The 16,044-nt window shown below is 62.9% G+C and carries 17 protein-coding genes and 1 pseudogene; 9 read left to right on the top strand and 9 right to left on the bottom strand.

Annotated features, from left to right (window positions below):
* Positions 1–36 precede the first annotated feature (36 nt).
* Positions 37–1,221, bottom strand: coding sequence for a penicillin-binding protein activator (locus A6A04_RS12610; RefSeq protein WP_068493402.1), 1,185 nt, complete (start codon positions 1,219–1,221; stop codon positions 37–39).
* A 251-nt stretch (positions 1,222–1,472) separates the two neighbouring features.
* On the opposite strand from A6A04_RS12610, the gene rsmI reads away from it, so the two are divergent.
* The 6 genes and pseudogenes from rsmI to A6A04_RS12580 form a co-directional block, all read left to right on the top strand.
* Positions 1,473–2,294 (top strand): 16S rRNA (cytidine(1402)-2'-O)-methyltransferase, encoded by an 822-nt coding sequence (rsmI, locus tag A6A04_RS12605; protein WP_245651192.1) that lies wholly within the window; start codon positions 1,473–1,475, stop codon positions 2,292–2,294.
* Positions 2,291–2,683, top strand: a complete 393-nt coding sequence (locus A6A04_RS12600; RefSeq protein ID WP_068493400.1) for a YraN family protein — start codon at positions 2,291–2,293, stop codon at positions 2,681–2,683. The genes rsmI and A6A04_RS12600 overlap by 4 nt, the downstream gene beginning before the upstream one ends.
* Positions 2,684–2,744: 61 nt before the next feature.
* On the top strand, positions 2,745–3,353 hold the full coding sequence (locus A6A04_RS12595) for a BON domain-containing protein (RefSeq protein WP_068493398.1): 609 nt from the start codon (positions 2,745–2,747) through the stop codon (positions 3,351–3,353).
* On the top strand, positions 3,350–4,189 hold the full coding sequence (locus A6A04_RS12590) for a transglutaminase family protein (protein WP_245651191.1): 840 nt from the start codon (positions 3,350–3,352) through the stop codon (positions 4,187–4,189). Before A6A04_RS12595 ends, A6A04_RS12590 begins: the two co-directional genes overlap by 4 nt.
* Positions 4,190–4,207: 18 nt before the next feature.
* Positions 4,208–5,152 (top strand): glutathione synthase, encoded by a 945-nt coding sequence (gshB, locus tag A6A04_RS12585; protein ID WP_068493394.1) that lies wholly within the window; start codon positions 4,208–4,210, stop codon positions 5,150–5,152.
* 714 nt (positions 5,153–5,866) lie between these two features.
* A pseudogene (locus A6A04_RS12580) lies at positions 5,867–6,511 on the top strand (magnesium chelatase domain-containing protein); the annotation flags it as partial.
* Positions 6,512–6,846: 335 nt separating this feature from the next.
* Here the strand turns inward: A6A04_RS12580 and A6A04_RS12575 are convergent.
* From A6A04_RS12575 to A6A04_RS12555, 5 genes are all read right to left on the bottom strand, one after another.
* A complete protein-coding gene (locus A6A04_RS12575) occupies positions 6,847–7,260 on the bottom strand; it encodes an HIRAN domain-containing protein (RefSeq protein ID WP_068493391.1) in 414 nt (137 codons plus the stop codon).
* On the bottom strand, positions 7,257–7,472 hold the full coding sequence (locus tag A6A04_RS22700) for a helix-turn-helix transcriptional regulator (protein WP_068493389.1): 216 nt from the start codon (positions 7,470–7,472) through the stop codon (positions 7,257–7,259). The genes A6A04_RS12575 and A6A04_RS22700 overlap by 4 nt, the downstream gene beginning before the upstream one ends.
* Positions 7,473–7,562: 90 nt before the next feature.
* A complete protein-coding gene (locus tag A6A04_RS12565; RefSeq protein WP_068493388.1) occupies positions 7,563–7,817 on the bottom strand; it encodes a hypothetical protein in 255 nt (84 codons plus the stop codon).
* Positions 7,818–7,875: 58 nt separating this feature from the next.
* Positions 7,876–8,634, bottom strand: a complete 759-nt coding sequence (locus tag A6A04_RS12560; RefSeq protein ID WP_068493386.1) for an RAD52 family DNA repair protein — start codon at positions 8,632–8,634, stop codon at positions 7,876–7,878.
* Between the two features lie 13 nt (positions 8,635–8,647).
* Complete coding sequence (locus A6A04_RS12555) at positions 8,648–9,523, bottom strand: PD-(D/E)XK nuclease-like domain-containing protein (RefSeq protein WP_068493385.1); 876 nt, start codon at positions 9,521–9,523, stop codon at positions 8,648–8,650.
* A 224-nt stretch (positions 9,524–9,747) separates the two neighbouring features.
* On the opposite strand from A6A04_RS12555, the gene A6A04_RS12550 reads away from it, so the two are divergent.
* From A6A04_RS12550 to A6A04_RS12540, 3 genes are all read left to right on the top strand, one after another.
* The gene (locus A6A04_RS12550) at positions 9,748–11,283 is read left to right on the top strand and encodes a virulence-associated E family protein (RefSeq protein ID WP_068493383.1); all 1,536 of its coding nucleotides are present in this window, start codon (positions 9,748–9,750) and stop codon (positions 11,281–11,283) included.
* An 11-nt stretch (positions 11,284–11,294) separates the two neighbouring features.
* On the top strand, positions 11,295–11,606 hold the full coding sequence (locus tag A6A04_RS12545; protein ID WP_068493381.1) for a hypothetical protein: 312 nt from the start codon (positions 11,295–11,297) through the stop codon (positions 11,604–11,606).
* A 469-nt stretch (positions 11,607–12,075) separates the two neighbouring features.
* Positions 12,076–13,491, top strand: coding sequence for a plasmid recombination protein (locus A6A04_RS12540; protein WP_068493380.1), 1,416 nt, complete (start codon positions 12,076–12,078; stop codon positions 13,489–13,491).
* A 103-nt stretch (positions 13,492–13,594) separates the two neighbouring features.
* Here the strand turns inward: A6A04_RS12540 and A6A04_RS22380 are convergent, their stop codons facing one another.
* The 3 genes from A6A04_RS22380 to A6A04_RS12525 all read right to left on the bottom strand — a co-directional run.
* Positions 13,595–14,044: a hypothetical protein gene (locus tag A6A04_RS22380; RefSeq protein WP_156612591.1), complete on the bottom strand. Its 450-nt coding sequence runs from the start codon at positions 14,042–14,044 to the stop codon at positions 13,595–13,597.
* Between the two features lie 61 nt (positions 14,045–14,105).
* Positions 14,106–15,620, bottom strand: a complete 1,515-nt coding sequence (locus A6A04_RS12530) for a VWA domain-containing protein (protein ID WP_068493376.1) — start codon at positions 15,618–15,620, stop codon at positions 14,106–14,108.
* A 13-nt stretch (positions 15,621–15,633) separates the two neighbouring features.
* Positions 15,634–16,044 (bottom strand): hypothetical protein (locus A6A04_RS12525; protein ID WP_216636107.1); only part of this gene is annotated, 411 nt, incomplete at its 5' end.

Genomic DNA, 16,044 nt, shown 5'->3' with positions numbered 1-16,044 from the left:
AGGAGCGAGAAAGCTTCCGCCTAAATCGGATAAACTCTAACGCCCGAAGGCGGTGGGGGCGGGCGCCACCTCGCGCGAGCCCTGGGGGCTGATTTCCTTGATGGTCAGGCCGCGTTCGGCCATGCCGCTGGGCAGCAACCGGAAAATGCCGTCCACCCCGGCGAAACCGTTGGGGTTCTGCAACGTGGCGCTGGCATAGTCGCCCTGGCCGTTGCGGGCCAGGGCGGCGGCCAAAGCGGCGGCGTCATAGGCGATGCCCGCCAGCCCGCCACTGCGCGGCGGCACCGGTCCGAAGGCCTTGGCGTAGCGCTGCTCGAACTCGCCATGCCCGGCCAAGGGCGGCGCCGGATACCAACCGCCTTCCAGGGCCGGTTCCGAGATCAGCCGGGGATCGTCCCACAGCAGGGTCCCCAGCAGCTTGGGCGGCGGCATGTTGTTCTCGGTCAGAAAATAGGTCAGCAGCGAGGCGATGTTGCGCAGCCTGGTGCCGTCATCGGGCACCAGCACCGCGTCGAACGGAGTCTTGGCCCCAGGCGGCGGGCGGCGATTGGTGAAACGCTTGACCACGGCGGTGAATTCGGTGGCCGCCGGGTCGTAATAGTCCAGCGCCACCAGTTCCATGCCCAGGGCGGTGATGCTTTCCTTGGCGGCCTCGGCCACGGCGCGGCCGTAATCGTCGGAACGCACCAGCACGCCGATACGGGTGCGGCCCTGGTCGCGGGCATGGGCCAGGACGCGTGCCACCTGGGCGCCGGGCAGGAAGCCCATAGCATAGACATTGGTCCCCGCCACCGAGCGGTCGGTGGTGAAGGCCAGCAGCGGAATCCCCTGTTCGCGGATGACCGGGGCCGCCGCCTTGACCTCGAAGCTGAACACCGGACCCAGGATGATATCGGCGCCCTGGGCCAGGGCCTGCTGCGCGGCGGCGGCAGCGCCCTCGGCGGTGCCCTTGGTGTCCAGGGGCAGCAGGTTGAACTTGGCGTCGGCCACCTCGAACAGCGCCAGTTGCGCCGCATTGGACAGAACCTGACCCATGGCCGCCTGGGGACCCGACAGCGGCAGCAGCAGGGCGGCCCGCACCTCGGACTTGGGCAGGGTGGAGCGCAAGGGCTGGGCCGGAAGAACCTCGGCCGGAGCCGGAACGACTGTTGGGAGCGACGCCACTGCCGGCGGCGGCGCGGGCGGCAGCGGCGCCTTGTCCTTGGCGACGGGTGGCGGCACCGGCTGGGCCAGCGGCGGGGATGCGGGCTTGGTTCCGCCGGGCCAAGATGATACCTCTGGCGTCTGTTGACATCCCGTCATCACCAAGGCAGCGGCAATCAATGGCAAGGCAGCGACGGAGCGCCACCGGAACGCGGACCGGCGCAAGCGATTCCTCCTCGGAAGACCCACGGGGCGCGGACGACTCCGCCCCGCCGCCGGAGGGTAGACCCTGGGGGCCGGGAAGTAAACCGGCCGCCGGTCTGTATCTGGTGGCCACGCCCATCGGCAATCTGCGCGACATCAGCCTCAGGGCGCTGGACGTGCTGGCCCATGCCGACCTGGTGGCCTGCGAGGACACCCGCGTCACCGGCAAGCTGTTGCGTCTGCTGGGACTGAAGGCGCCGCTGACGCCCTATCACGACCATAATGCCGAACTGGCCCGCCCCGCCCTGATGGCGCGTCTGGCCCAGGGCGAAGTGGTGGCGCTGGTGTCCGATGCCGGAACCCCCCTGGTCTCCGATCCCGGCTTCCGGCTGGTGGCGGCCTGCATCGAGGCCGGAATCGCCGTCACCGCCATTCCCGGAGCCTCGGCCACCCTGATGGCTTTGCAACTTTCAGGGCTCCCCGCCGACCGCTTCCTGTTCGGCGGCTTCCTGCCCGCCAAGGCGGTGGCGCGCCGCGCCGCCCTCAAGGAACTGGAGTCGGTCCCCGCCAGCCTGATCTTCTATGAGTCACCCCATCGGGTGGCCGAATCCCTTGCCGACATGGTCCAGGTGCTGGGTGAACGACAGGCCGCCGTTGCCCGCGAACTGACGAAAATGCACGAGGAGGTTGTGCGCGGCTCCCTGGCCGAGCTGGCCGCCCGCTATGCCCAGACCCCACCCCGGGGCGAGGTGGTGGTGGTGGTGGCGCCGCCGGGCGAGGCCCCGGCCGCCGCCGCCGACCAGCTGGATGCCCGCCTGCGCCGGGCGGTGGAGGACGGGCTGTCCATCAAGGATGCCAGCGCCCTGGTGGCCGCCGAAACCGGCTCTGCCCGCCGCGAGGTCTATGCCCTGGCCCTGCGACTGTTCCGAGGCGGTAACGAGGAATGAATTCCTCTACGCCCCCTAACGCCCGACGGGAGGCGCATCACCGGGGACGGCTGGCCGAAGCCCTGGCGGTGGCGTGGCTGCGCCTGAAACTCTACCGCATCCTGGCCCGGGGACTGGTCCGGGGCCGAGGATCGGGGGCGGGAGAGGTGGATATCGTGGCCAAGCGGGGACGGGTGCTGGCCTTTGTCGAGGTCAAGCACCGTGCCGATCTGGACCGCGCCGCCCAGGCCATCTCGGCGGCCCAGCGTGGACGCATCCAGCGTGCCGCCGCCGCCTTCGTGGCGCGGCGTCCCGATCTTGCCGCCTGCGACCTGCGCTTCGATGCGATCCTGGTGGCGCCGGGACGCTGGCCCCGCCATATCCCCGACGCCTGGCGGCCCGATCAATAATGGACGCGGCCTCATGCCTCGCCTTACACTGCCCGCGACATTGCCGTAGAGGAGCCCCGCCGTGAGACGTCGCCTTCGTCCCGTGCTGACCGCCTTGATCCTGGCCGCTGGCAGCGGCGTGCTGTCCGGTTGTGCCGCCACCCTGATCGGCGCCGGCGCCACGGCCGGTGTCGCCGCCGCCGAGGAGCGCGGCCTGGAAGGCGCCATCGACGACACCAAACTCCGCGTCGAGATCAACCGCCTGTGGTTCGACCGCGATGTGGAGATGTACCGCAAGGTCACCCTGAACATCCATGAGGGCCGGGTCATGCTGACCGGCGTGGTCCAGACCGACCAGGCCCGCGCCGATGCGGTGCGGCTGTGCTGGCAGGTGACCGGGGTTCGGGAAGTGTTGAACGAAATCCTGGTGCGCGCCAGTGGCGAGGCCGGCCTGGACCAGGCCAACGACCTCTGGATTCAACAGAAGTTGAAGGCCCGGTTGCTGACCGATGGCGAGATCAAGAACATCAACTATGTGATCGACGTGACCGATTCCGTCATCTATGTCCTTGGAATCGCACAAAGCGCCAATGAGATGGACCGGGTGATCGCCCATGCCCGCGATGTCAGCGGCGTCAAACGGGTGATCAACCATATCCGCCTCAAGAGCGATCCCCGCCGGAACGGATGATGGTGCGGAGTCCCGCCAAACTGCGTTCGGAGTTGACGGCGCTGGGGCGGCTGGAAGACGACCGGCTGCGACCGGCCGAGATCATGCTGGCACTGGCTGCCCTGGACCGCGGGGCGGCAGGCAGTGCGTCCCATCTCGAGTTTCTCGACACCCTTGGCGCCGAGTTGGCCGCCTCCCTGGAGGAGGCCGCGCCGGTAGAGGAATTGGCCGCCTCCCTGTTCCGGATGATCACCCATCACCACCGCTTTCATCTGGACGATGGCGATGATGACGATGTCAGCAATGCCGATCTGGGACGAGTGATCGACCAGCGATGCGGCGTCGAAGGACTGCTGGGGCTGCTGGCCATGGATGCCGCCCGCCAGGCGGGACTGATGGCCCATATCCTGGCCTTTCCCAGCCATGTCCTGTTGCGGCTGGAGGACAGCGCCGGGCGGCGCGGCATTTTCGACCCCGCCCTAGGCGGGCAAGGGGTCGAGGCCTGGGACCTGCGCGCCCTGGTCAAGGCCAGCGCCGGTCTGTCCGCCGAACTGGACCCCGCCCATTACGGCGTCATGGGCAACCGCGATCTGGTCATCAGGCTACGCAACGATGTCAAACTGCGACTGCTGCGCTGCGGACGGCTGGAACAGGCCCTGGCGGTGGTGGAAGCCACCTTGCTGGTGGCGCCATGCGCCGCCATGCTGTGGCGGGAAGCCGGGCTGATGCATCTTCGCCTCGACAATCCCGGCGGTGCCGTGGCGGCGTTGGAACAGTTCGTCGCCCGCACCTGCAACGCGGTGGCCCGCGCCAAGACAATTGCGCTGCTGGCCGATCTCAAGACCCGCCTGCGCTGACACGAAAGGGATAAGTCCATGAGCCTCGCCGTCGCCATCCAGATGGACCCCATCGAGAGCATCGACATCGACGCCGATTCCACCTTCGTGCTGGCGCTGGAAGCCCAAAAGCGCGGCCATGTCCTGGTCCACTACCTGCCGCGCGACCTTGCCTTCCGCGATGGAAGGGTGCTGGCGCGGGTGCGGCCACTGTCGGTGCGCCGAGCCAAGGGCGATCACTTCACCCTGGGCGAGCCCCGACTGATAGATCTTTCCTCCCAGGACGTGGTGCTGATGCGCCAGGACCCGCCTTTCGACATGGCCTATATCACAGCCACCCATCTGCTCGACCATATCCACCCCAAGACGCTGGTGGTCAATGACCCCACCGAGGTGCGCAACGCCCCGGAAAAGTTGCTGGTCACCCATTTCGGCCAGTTGATGCCGCCGACCCTGATCACCTCGGACCGCGAGCAGATCCTGGATTTCCGCGCCGAGCACTCAGACATCATCGTCAAGCCGCTGTTCGGCAATGGCGGTGCCGGGGTGTTCCACATCATGCCGGGCGACGAGAACCTGAACTCGCTGCTGGAGATGTTCACCCAGCTCTACCGCGAGCCGGTGATGGTGCAGCGCTACCTGCCCGAGGTGCGCCAGGGCGACAAGCGTATCATCCTGGTGGATGGCGAGGCGGCGGGCGCGGTCAACCGCGTCCCGGCGGCGGGGGAAGCCCGCTCCAACCTGCATGTGGGCGGCCAGGCGGTCAAAAGCCCGCTGACGGCGCGCGACAAGGACATCTGCGCTGCCATCGGCCCGACCCTGAAGGCCAAGGGCCTGATCTTCGTGGGCATCGACGTCATCGGCGACTATCTCACCGAGATCAATGTGACCTCGCCCACCGGCATCCAGCAGATTGATCGGTTCGATGACGTATGCATCGAGGCGCTGATCTGGGATGCCATCGAGGCCAAGCGGGCGGGTTGAACAGCATATATTTCAATGGGATAGGCTAGTGTCTTACCACGATCGCAGTTGAGGCCCTGTTATTTAACTGCGTTTGTGGTTGAGGGAGTCGGGCGGTGGGAGCGCTATAACTGCATTCGCAGTAATCACCATGACACCCTCCTCGCTCTCGCCACCCCACCGCCTCAGTGATCAGAACTCAGCGTCCCGCCCCTCATCGCCGCCTTGGTTTTTATTCCTATAATTGCCGCCTCTCCCCTCGTCGGCACCGTCATCATGAAGGCTTGGGCGTCGACGGAACGCCATCCCGGCCAAGCCCGACACTCCTTCCGCCAGAGCCTGCCTCTCCCGTCATTCCCGCCCAGGCGACTCGCTCTTGGGGTCTGTTCCGCGTGGCGGGACACAGCCCCCCTCTCACCTCGTCATGGCTGGCCCCGGATCAAGTCCGAGGGTGAACCGGCCAGACCAGGACCCTCGGGTCAAGCCCGAGGGTGACGAAAGGGAAAACTGGCTCCGTCCGCACCGTTCTTTCTTAAGTTGTATCGCGGGACGCCAGGGGGAGGAGAGCGACGGACTGGCGAGCCCACCCCGTCGGGTGAATCGTTCTGCTCCGGTGAGGGTGGCCCAAGGCATCGAAGATCGATTTTCCAGAGGCTTCGGCCTCGGATTCAGCCTACTAGCCTCGATTGCATACAGCCGCTATGCTTGCCCGCGATTCAACCTGTCGCGGATGCCATGACCACCCACGCCCCCACCGTCGCTTTTTCCGGCATCGACTGCCTGGACATCGATGTCCAGGTCCAGGTGGCGGCAGGGCTGCCCGCTTTCACCATCGTCGGACTGCCCGACAAGGCGGTGGGCGAAAGCCGCGAGCGGGTGCGGGCCGCCTTCAACGCCATCGGCCTGGCGCTGCCGCCGAAACGAATCACCGTCAACCTAGCCCCCGCCGATCTGCTGAAGGAAGGCAGCCATTTCGACCTGCCCATCGCGCTCGGTCTGCTGGCGGGCATGGGAGTGATTCCCGCCGATGAAATCATCGGCTATGTCTCGCTGGGTGAATTGGGCCTGGACGGCTCCATCGCCCCGGTGGCGGGGGTGCTGCCCGCCGCCATCGCCGCCAGGGCCGCCGACAAGGGCCTGATTTGCCCGGGACCACAAGGCGGCGAGGCCGCCTGGGCCGGGGGCGTCGAGGTGCTGGCCCCGGCCTCGCTGCTGGGCCTGATCAATCATTTCAAGGGGACCCAGGTGCTGGGCGCCCCCACCCCGAGGATCGCCGAGGACGATGGCCCGCTGCCCGACCTCCGGGACATCAAGGGCCAGGAATCGGCCAAGCGCGCCCTGGAAGTGGCCGCCGCAGGGGGGCACAACCTGTTCACGATATAGCCAATTCTACAATGAAAATTTTGTCGTCTTCAATTGCCATATGCTAGGTGTCATATTCAAACACGGTGGAAATCTAGATCGTGTCGATCATCTTTCAGCCCTGCCAAGGGGGTGTGCCAGTGCCCAGCTTCTTTCAGGCAAAACACTCCTTGGGCCGTTGGATTTACTGGATTATCTTGGTAACGAAATGATTAGCCGGATCAAAGTAGGCAGCGGGACTGAATGCGAGTATCTCGATCCATCAACCGACCGTGGCCAGATGCATTTCCAGGCCCAATCCGTATCGTTGTTCAGAAGTCCCCAAAAACAGTGATTAAATCTTTAACGGTAGATCATCTAACATTTTGCCACGCATTGATTGCAGGGCCGAAATAGGCAATCTCGATCTCGGATGGCTCATCCGTGATCGCCTCGCGCCATACCTGGACCCAGAGCGGAAAGCCAGCGTCCATGAGAGGAGCGAGATCACAGGCCACGACCGCCGGAACATGACCGACCTGAGCGTCAATGGTCCACAAAGCGATGGCGTGGCGGTCATAGGGATTGTCGGGCTCCCTGAGCGCGGCCAGAACATCACCCTCTCTGGCGCCTTGTCGGGCGGTCTGCTGCAACCAGTCAAACGCTCCGTCATAGAAGTAGGCTCCGGCAACGCGGCCGCGGTAGGTGAGGGGCGGCCTGTTCGCTGCCCGCCAGTCCTTGCCGTCAACGATGGCGCTGGTTCGCGCCAGTTTGTCATGGCCGCTCACGAGAGACCGGAATCTTGTGACGAGACCACATTGGCGGCTTGCTGGTCGAGCCAACCTTCGACCAATGCTGAATCCCACCGGCCGATCACAGGATGGGGCGCCGGAAATCCCAGCCGATTGAGGTCATCCATCTTTCGGTAAATCCAAGACCGCGACCGACCCATTCGCCGGGCGACCGAGGCCAGATCAATCATGCGGGGTGTGTCGTCCATGGGGCTACTCCTCGTTCAAATGACGGCGCCGCCGCCAGGGGTACGGGGAGAGGGCTGCCATAGCGCGGCATCCTCCTCCCCCGACACCACTCAGAAGATAGGGACGTCATCAGACAACGGCGAGGCGGTAGGCGTCGCCGTCGGGGGCGCTGTCTCGGCGGCCGGACTCCGGTCCGTTGCCGGGAACATCACTACCTTGGTCTTGCCTTCGTGGTCGGCAATCGGCAGTGCATCGAATTCCAGGCTGAAGCCTTTGGTGTTTTGCCAGCCGGTGCCGATGCGAACGAAGCGGGTCTTGCCATCGCGGCCTGGGCGCGGAACAGTCAAATCGAAGCGATTGGTCATGTCAGTCTCCTAATGTCTGGACGGCGGGACACCACGCCTCGCCGTGGGCTTCAGTTGTTCAGGCGGCCTTAGATCCGAATGGGTCGGCAAGACTGGCTCTGGGCTTTCTTGCTCCTGTCAGGGCAGCCTTGAGATCATCCTTGCGAGCGATGATTGTCTCGCGGAGGCTTTCCGGAAGTTCGTCGAACCGTGCCGTTGCTGCGCGAAACGCTCCGGCTAGCTGTTCGAGGGTTTTGGCCTTCGTCATGGCGGCGATCAGGGCATCGGCGATCGGCTTGGCCCTGGCCAATCGATCTTCGGTAGCGCGATCCGGGATGCCGACCGCCGTCAAGCTTTTGTCGTAGAGCGCCAGACCGAACGGATTGCCGAAGGTCATCAGGGCGCGCTTCATGGCGTCGGATTCGGCCTGCTTGGCGGCTCCCTCGAACGCCATGTTCGGATCCTCGGCGAAGCCGGAGCCGTAGCCGGTGCCCTCGCGGACAACCATCTGATCACCGGCAATGACGGTGACGCGGACCTTGGCCAGATAACCGACACGGGTCATCGTCACGGGCTCGCCGTCAGGACCGCGGACGACTTCCTTCTTGCCGGTGCGCTCGTTGTATCGGGTTTTGATGCAGGACTCCAAGACAGTCCGGTCAAGCAGGATCGTTTCGCGCTTCCAGCAGTCAAAGCCGAAGATGCGATTGGCCTCGTCGATGGCGCGCCACGCCTCGATGTAGGACAGCGTCTGGCCAGCCTGCTGACGCTTCTTCACCACACCGGCGTCGAGGACGTCGGCGAGGGTGCGGTTTTGCTTGTCTGTGAAACCGGTCATGGTCGTGCCCTCCTTAGGCGGCGATGAGTTGGTCGACTTCGCGCTGGGCGAAGGTCGGCAGGGTGAGGATGAAGGCGGTGTCTTGGCCCGGGGTCTCGGGAGCGCGGTAGCCGGGCCAGTCGCCGGTATCGACGCACCGCTTGAAGGCTTCGATGGCCTTGCGGTTCAGGGTACGGCCGGCTTCGATGGCGTCGTCGTCGAAGCGGGTCACCGTGACCAGATAGGGCGCAACCTTGGCCTGGGTGACGAACCAGAAGTCGCTCCGGACTTCGCCGGTGGCAGCCTTCAGGACGTCGAGATACCACGCCGCCTGCTGGTAGTAGCCCAGGGCGAAGGCCCTGCGGGCGAATTCCTTAGGGTTCGCGGTTGTGCTGGTCTTGTAATCGACGAGGGACTCGGGGCGCAGGTAGTCAGGGCGGGCCTTGAGCCAGATGTTGCCGTCACGGACGAAGGCCGACATCTCCGCTTGGCCGCCCACGAACGCCTTGGACGCAATGGAGTGGGCGAACAGCGCCGCGCGCATGGCCTCCAACTCTGCCATCTGGCCGATGAGCATCGGTACCTTGCCGTTGGTCCGGGCGACGGCGCGGGCCTCCTGGGCGTCCTTCTTGCGCCAGTCCGGGGCGTTGATGATCTCGAGGCGCTCAGCCAACTGATCCGGCTCCATGAACATCAGGTGCGCGGCAGTACCGAACTCAAAATGCTCCTTCGGCTCGGGCGTGAAGTTCGGATTGAGGTAGCTGTTTGCGTGCAGGAACGCAGGGCATTCGTTGACGATTGTGCGGGCCATGCTGCTGGACAGCGATGGCGCGTCGCAGATGTTACGGTGATAGGCGTCCATTGCGATTCCGGCTACGAGGCCGGGAGTGGTGATGAGGGGATTGGTCATATCCGACTCCTGGTGATCAGGTGCTGCCCCAGAGGTATCCAAGGCAGGCGCTTCATCGCGCATCAGAACAATGGGTTCGTCGGCGCAATGGCGATCACTCGGCGCGAATTTTTTTAGACGCGAGGGCACAAAAATCGACGCCGTGGGACTCGATGGCGTCGATAGGGACACATCTTCATCGTGCGAGGTGCGAGCCGAGCGAAAAATCCCCAAGGAGACAGCCGATGAATTCCATGCCCCAACAAGCGCCCCCATCCGATGCCGACCAAGCCGCCTTGGATCTCGCCCGCGATATTGTGAGCGGCCGGGAATATCTCGATAGTCCGGAATGTATCCAACGGGCGGTCCTGATCCGCAATCAAAGCCGCCAAGCCTACGACATGCTGGTCAACGTCATCGGGCGTCGGGTAGAGACCCGTGACTTCAAGGTCGCCGTGATGGCGAGTTGCAAGGCCATGGCCGCGAAGCCCGTTGCGGCTGCCCCGGTCTTTGAGTCCGGCGATTGGCGCGCCGACTTGAAGAGGACGGTCACCGGCGAAGCCCGCGCGGTGCAGTACAATGTCGAACTGGCGCTCAAACATGACGATGCCATGGCCAGAGCCATCGCCCGTGACGAATTCCGCGATACGATCATGATGATGCGGGCTGCGCCTTGGGTTGCTGTCGATGGGTTCAAGCCCCGGCCATGGACCGATGGCGATGACTTGAAGGCAACGAGCTGGGTGCAATCCATGGACATCTTCGCCAATGCCGAGGTCGTGGCCAAGGCGGTCGAAGCCGTGGCCGAGGACTTCAAATTCGATAGCCTGGCCGACTGGATCCGTACCACCGATTGGGATGGCGAAAGCCGTATCGACGGCTGGCTCACCCGATATTGCGGCGTCGAGGACTCCATCTACACGCGGGCGGTGGCGCGCCGATTCCTCATCGGCGCGGTCAGCCGGGCGCTGCGGCCGGGCACCAAGTTTGACACCATGCTCGTGCTGGAAGGGGACCAAGGCCTACGCAAATCGACCTTCGCCCGCGTCCTTGGCGGTGACGGCGCCTTCTTCAACGGCACGCTGGCGGACATGGGCAGCAAGGATAGCCGCGAAGGGCTCCGGGGTTCCTGGATCGTCGAGGTTGCCGAACTGGACGCCATGACCCGCAAGGACAGCAGCACCGCCAAGGCGTTTCTCGCCACCGAGACCGATCGCTTCCGGCGTGCTTATGGCCGCCGGGACACCGAATTTCAGCGCCGATGCGTGTTTCTCGGGACATTCAATCCCGACGGTGTCGGCTACATCAAGGACCAGACCGGCGGGCGTCGGTTTTGGCCGGTGGTGTGCCGGGCGGTAACCGCCGAGGGCCATCTCGATATCGACGGATTTCGGGAGGCGCTCCCGCAGCTCCTGGCCGAAGCGGTCATTCTCATGGAGACCGGCGAGCAGGCACACCTCACAAAGTCGGAAGAGGAGTTCGCCCGCGAGCAGCAGGACGAGCGGATGGACCGGGACGCTTGGCACGAGGTCGTGGCCAACCATGTCGCGGACCCCGGCATGGGCGAAGTTTCGGTTCATGACATCCTGCGCAATGCTGTCATGAAGGTTGATCGCGAAATAACTCAGGTCGATCAAAATCGCGTGGCCCGTATCCTCAAGCGCATCGGCATGGTCAGGAAACAGCGGCGGACGCCGAGCGGCGGGCGGACCTGGGTCTATGCTTGGCCGGACGGCGCCACCAATGTCGTCTCACTGAACCCCACCGTCATCCGCGCTTGAGGAGAATGACCATGTCCATCATCAACGCAGTGGCCGCAAATGGCCGGTTCCATGTGTCAGTTGACCGAGACGGCCCCTGGCAGTGGCTGGTCACCGTCCGTCCTGTCGGAGACATCGAGTTCGACGAGACCGACGCGGACATCTTCGGCCACGTGGCCGCCATGCCGGAATGCCTTGATACCAAAGATAGGCTGATATGGTTTGATCTGGCCGAGCTTATCGCCGGGGGCGAGATGGAAGCACGACGCTTGGCCTTCGCACTTCTTACGGAGGGCGCCTCCGCCCATCAAAGGGTTGAAGCAGTGATTGACTGCGGTCTTTGAGAGCGACGGGCCGGACAGAGGGCCGCTTTCGAGGCCCTTTTCGCGTCACCAGTCCATCCCCCGACTGGTGACAGAGTGGTGACGAAAAAACGTGCGATTTCAGTCCTGTCACCACTGTCACTAGTATTTTTATATTCGTAAGGACGAATTCAGTGTCGATAAATTCGATCAACCTCTCTGGTAGTCCCAAAACCGCCCCTGCCATGTGGTGACCGGTGACACCCGGCGCGCTGGGCATGGGCGCGATGTTCGCGCTCTCCGCATTCTTCCATCGCCGATTGGGAGATGGATCGGCGCCGCTGGATGTTTCGGTTTTTACAGGTCCAGGGTTCCCCTTGGCCTACGGTCGGCATTCGTGAAGCGAATCCCGACGGCGTAGGTGCCGCCTTTTAGGCGAGCTACATTTTTCCCCTTGCCAGTTTCATTTTTCGCCCGATGTCGACGGCGGGGAGGTTTTGCGGGGGAAGCCATGGCAATAGAGGCAAATGACAACGACGGCGATAAGGGGCCATTTTGCATCTTGCGGCATGGTCGAAAGAGCCACACCTGGGGGGAACTGCGCCAAGCTGCCCAGCACACCATGCGCGATGCGCCATGGCTGGGTGCCAACATCGCCCCGGATCGTTCCCCGCTGAACGAGGTGTTGGTCGGCCGCGGCGACGTGGTCGAGGACGTTCGGACCCGTCTCGCCACCGTGGGGCTGGAGCCGAAGCCCGGCCAGGTGGTGGCTCGGGAACTGCTCCTCACGGCTTCCAGCACATATTTCGCCGGCAACGGCCATTCTGGGCGCGACGGAGACTGCGATCCAGATCGGCTGGCGATGTGGCGGTCGGTAACGCTGGATTTTCTACGTGCTGAATTCGGTGACAATCTGGTCACCGTCGTTGTTCACCACGACGAGTCTGTTTGTCACGCCCATGTCTGGTGCGCCACCGCCGTCGAGGTGGAAAAGAAAGGCCGGGGCCGACCCCGCAAGGACGGGACGAAGGCGGCGACCACCACCGGCTGGACTCTCAACCATGACAAGGTCATGGGAGGCGGCAAGGAGGCCTTCGCCGCCCGGCAGGATCGCTATGCCGATGTCATGGCGCCACTCGGGTTGAATCGAGGCCAGCGTCACAGCCGGGCTCACCATCAGCCGATCCGTGAATTCTATGCACGAATCAGGGAGCACGAAGCTTCCGCCGTCGAGAGGCTAGTGGAGGCCCATCACGCCCGCAACATCGCAATCATGGAGAAGGCAAAAATGCAGGCATTGCGACATGCCGCCGAACTGGCCGCCCTTACCGCCAAGACCGCCGAACAGGAGGCGGTCGTGTCACGCGCCAAGGCGCAGGCCGCCGAAGCCGCAGCCCAGGAGGTGCGCGACCGGGGCGAGGAAGCGGTGCAAAAGCACTTGGTTGTCCTCGCTGATTTGGAAGCCCAGCGCGATATTCTCACGGCGCAAAAGAAGGATCTTGGGACATTCTTGGAGCGCCACGGCCTCAGGCAGGAATTCGAGTCGTGGAAGTCTGACACGCGGGCCGTGGAAGCTCTGCGCAATGGCAAAGGCGACGAAGAATGGGCCAAGTACGAACGGCATCTCGGTGAATATGCCGATGAATTGAAGGAATTTGGCGGCTGGCAGGCCGCCATGGTGACGCGGGCGCGCAAACGCATGCTGTATCTCATGGAGGTTGGCGCCAAGTTGCTGGGGCATGTTTCCATCCTGGTCAATCCCTCCCGGCTTGTGTCCGAGGGAATTGGGGCTTGGATCCGCCTTCATGGCGGCGTCGCTCTCCATCAGCGTCACCGGCAGGCTGTTCGATGGCTCCGTGACACGTTGCTCACTGTCCAAGACATGGCCATGACGGAGCCGGAAAGGGAGAGGGGGCGGGAAAGATAGCGGCAGATGGCCGCTTTCATACATTGCGGCCGTCCAACAGGTTCTCGTCCATCGGTCCTTCATGACCCAGAAGAGGCATTCGATGCGTGAAATTTCTCCCAAATCAGGAAAGCCGGATCTTCTGAGGATCGACTGCCCCAAGGCGCTTGGCTTCTTTGTCGAAAGCTTTTTCCCAGACAACACGTAACTGGGACTTTTGCTTTCCTGCCATCGGTCCAGATTTCCAAGTTTTTCCACTCGATCCCAACAGTGGGCTTTTCGGGTAAGCAGCTTTCAATGCGTCTTTCAGGACGTTTGCCTGGGCCATCAGACCTTCGTTTGCGGCTTTCTTCAGCCCTAGTTCGCGCTGGGTTGCCCTGAGCTTGACCTCAATCTCATGGAGGCGCATTTCAAGCTCATGAACCTGTTTCGCTGTTGGCGGCTTCTGTTTTGGTTCCGGAGGGGAGGGCAGGACGGAAGCGCCAAGGGCATGGGCAAGACCTTCAACCCGATCACGAGCAATCTGAAGCTCATGCCCCACGAAATCCAGAGTGTCATCAATCAGATTGCTCATGGAAATCTCCTGTTTGGTGGCCACAGGTTTAGGGCGGGTTTCCGCCACGGTCGTGGTCCAATCACTTCGTGACAGCCTGATCAATCCGGGTGATGATTTCCACCCACCGCATCCAGTCGTCGAGATTGTTATCGAACTCGATCAGCAGGGCTACAGCGCGGCTTCCGTCACGGCGGATTTCCTCGAATTTCTTCACGGCCAGCACCACCTCCATCTTCGGACAGATGATTGCGGTGACCGAGGCTATCCCGGCTCCATATGTTTCGAATTTGACGCCATGCATGGAGATGTCGATTGCGGGGGTTTCCCGCTTGTCGCCATCCTCACTGATCCATTGAACCTCCATGGCTCCGGGCGGAACAGATACGCGCAATGAAAACCGTCGCTCGACATTGACCGCGCCGCTCTCATTGACGAGCAGCTTACGCCGCAGTTTCTCTGCATCATCGAGCGCGTTCTTGACTTTGGTGTCGATATATTGAGATGCAAGGTCCAAGGGTATGGCGGGACCAGCCTTGGCCGACGAAGCAACCGGCGCTCGCCGACGGAAGAAAGCATAAACCCCGGCGGCTCCTCCCAGCAGCACCAGCACGATCAACCAGGATGAGGGCTGGTCGTCTTTTGAAGGTGACGGAGCCACGGGTTGTAGCGGTGCCGGTTCTGGTGCTTTCGTTTCAACGGGTGGATCTGGCGGCCTGGGGGCTGGAATCTCCTTGGGCTGAACCTTTGCCGCGATCTCGGGAATAGCAGTCAAGGCGACTGCCGCCCGGTGCTCATGGTCGTCAGGCAGAGCCTCCTTGACGATGGCGCTGGAATGCTGCTGTAAGGCCGTCATGGCCTTCTGCAACTGCTCGACAGGGTTTTCCTGAGCGGCAACACGCATGGGCAGATACTGGGCTCCCGCAGCCTTGGCCCAGGTTTTGAGATAGTAGGAGGTTCCCGACAAATCCCAGATGATAAGCCTATCTCCGATCAACTTGGCGATGCCCGGCAACTGGCCTTCGATCAGTTCGATATTGCGGGCGTGGTAAAGTGCGCCGAGTTTCTCAAACCGCTTCCGCTTAGAGACCCCGGCATCCTTCATCTGCCGATACTGGCGGTTCAGGTCATCATAGCGGGCATCGCCCTGGACTTCCTTGCTGAGATAGCCCAGCTTGGCATCCCAAATTTCTGGCTCGCCATCGGATATGATGATCGCCAATTTGGTCATGGGTTTGGCAAAATTCAGAAGATACCGAAATGGCATCTCCAGGTCGGTCGCCTTGCCGACCATCTCGATTTCGTCGATCGCCTGGTTCAGGGCCTTGATGTCGGTGGCGGTATCGCGCTCAACTGCAAGGTTACGGTATAGGGCTTCATCAAAGCCGACGACTTCGATTTTATAGGGATTGTCGAACGTTTTTAGGAAGGTCAAAAGCCAAGCCTTTGAGGCAAGCTTTGGATCATGCTTTCCAACCGACCCCGATTGATCGAACAGGATCATGATGTCCGGTTGTTCCTGGGCCGAACCCGATCCGACCGAACCAACCAGAACACAGACAATCAAGGCGACAGTTCGGATGGTGCGAGCAAGCATGTTCGCCTCCCGTCTATTCGAGGTTGGACAGGATGGTCGAACGCTTCTCCGCTAGGAACTCCTTGATTTCAGTCTCGGCCATGAGCTTGCGCTCCGAGGCAAAGGCCGAAAAGTATTCATGGATGCTGTCGAATTCGGCAGTAACTTTTTCGATCAACTGACGCCGCAGGTCGGTGACCTCGGATTGGTAACTGCTCTCGAACCGTTCCTGAAGCCGCGACTTCTCGGACTCCGTCCACGCCATGATCTTGGACAGCGCCAATTCCTTCTGCGCGGCTACCGCCGCTTCCATTTCCGCCACCCTTTCCCGGCGACGCTCGTCGATGTCCCGATCCAGTTCGGCCATATCCGCCTCAATCTCACGCTGCCGAGACAAGAGAGTGGTGATGCTCTCGTCGAGAGCGTCCTTGGTCCGGGTGAGATC

Origin of the sequence: Paramagnetospirillum marisnigri (assembly GCF_001650715.1) — a bacterium.
Lineage (GTDB): Bacteria > Pseudomonadota > Alphaproteobacteria > Rhodospirillales > Magnetospirillaceae > Phaeospirillum > Phaeospirillum marisnigri.
The sequence above is the reverse complement of the archived record's forward strand: the minus strand, read 5'-3'. Positions and strand labels throughout refer to the sequence as shown.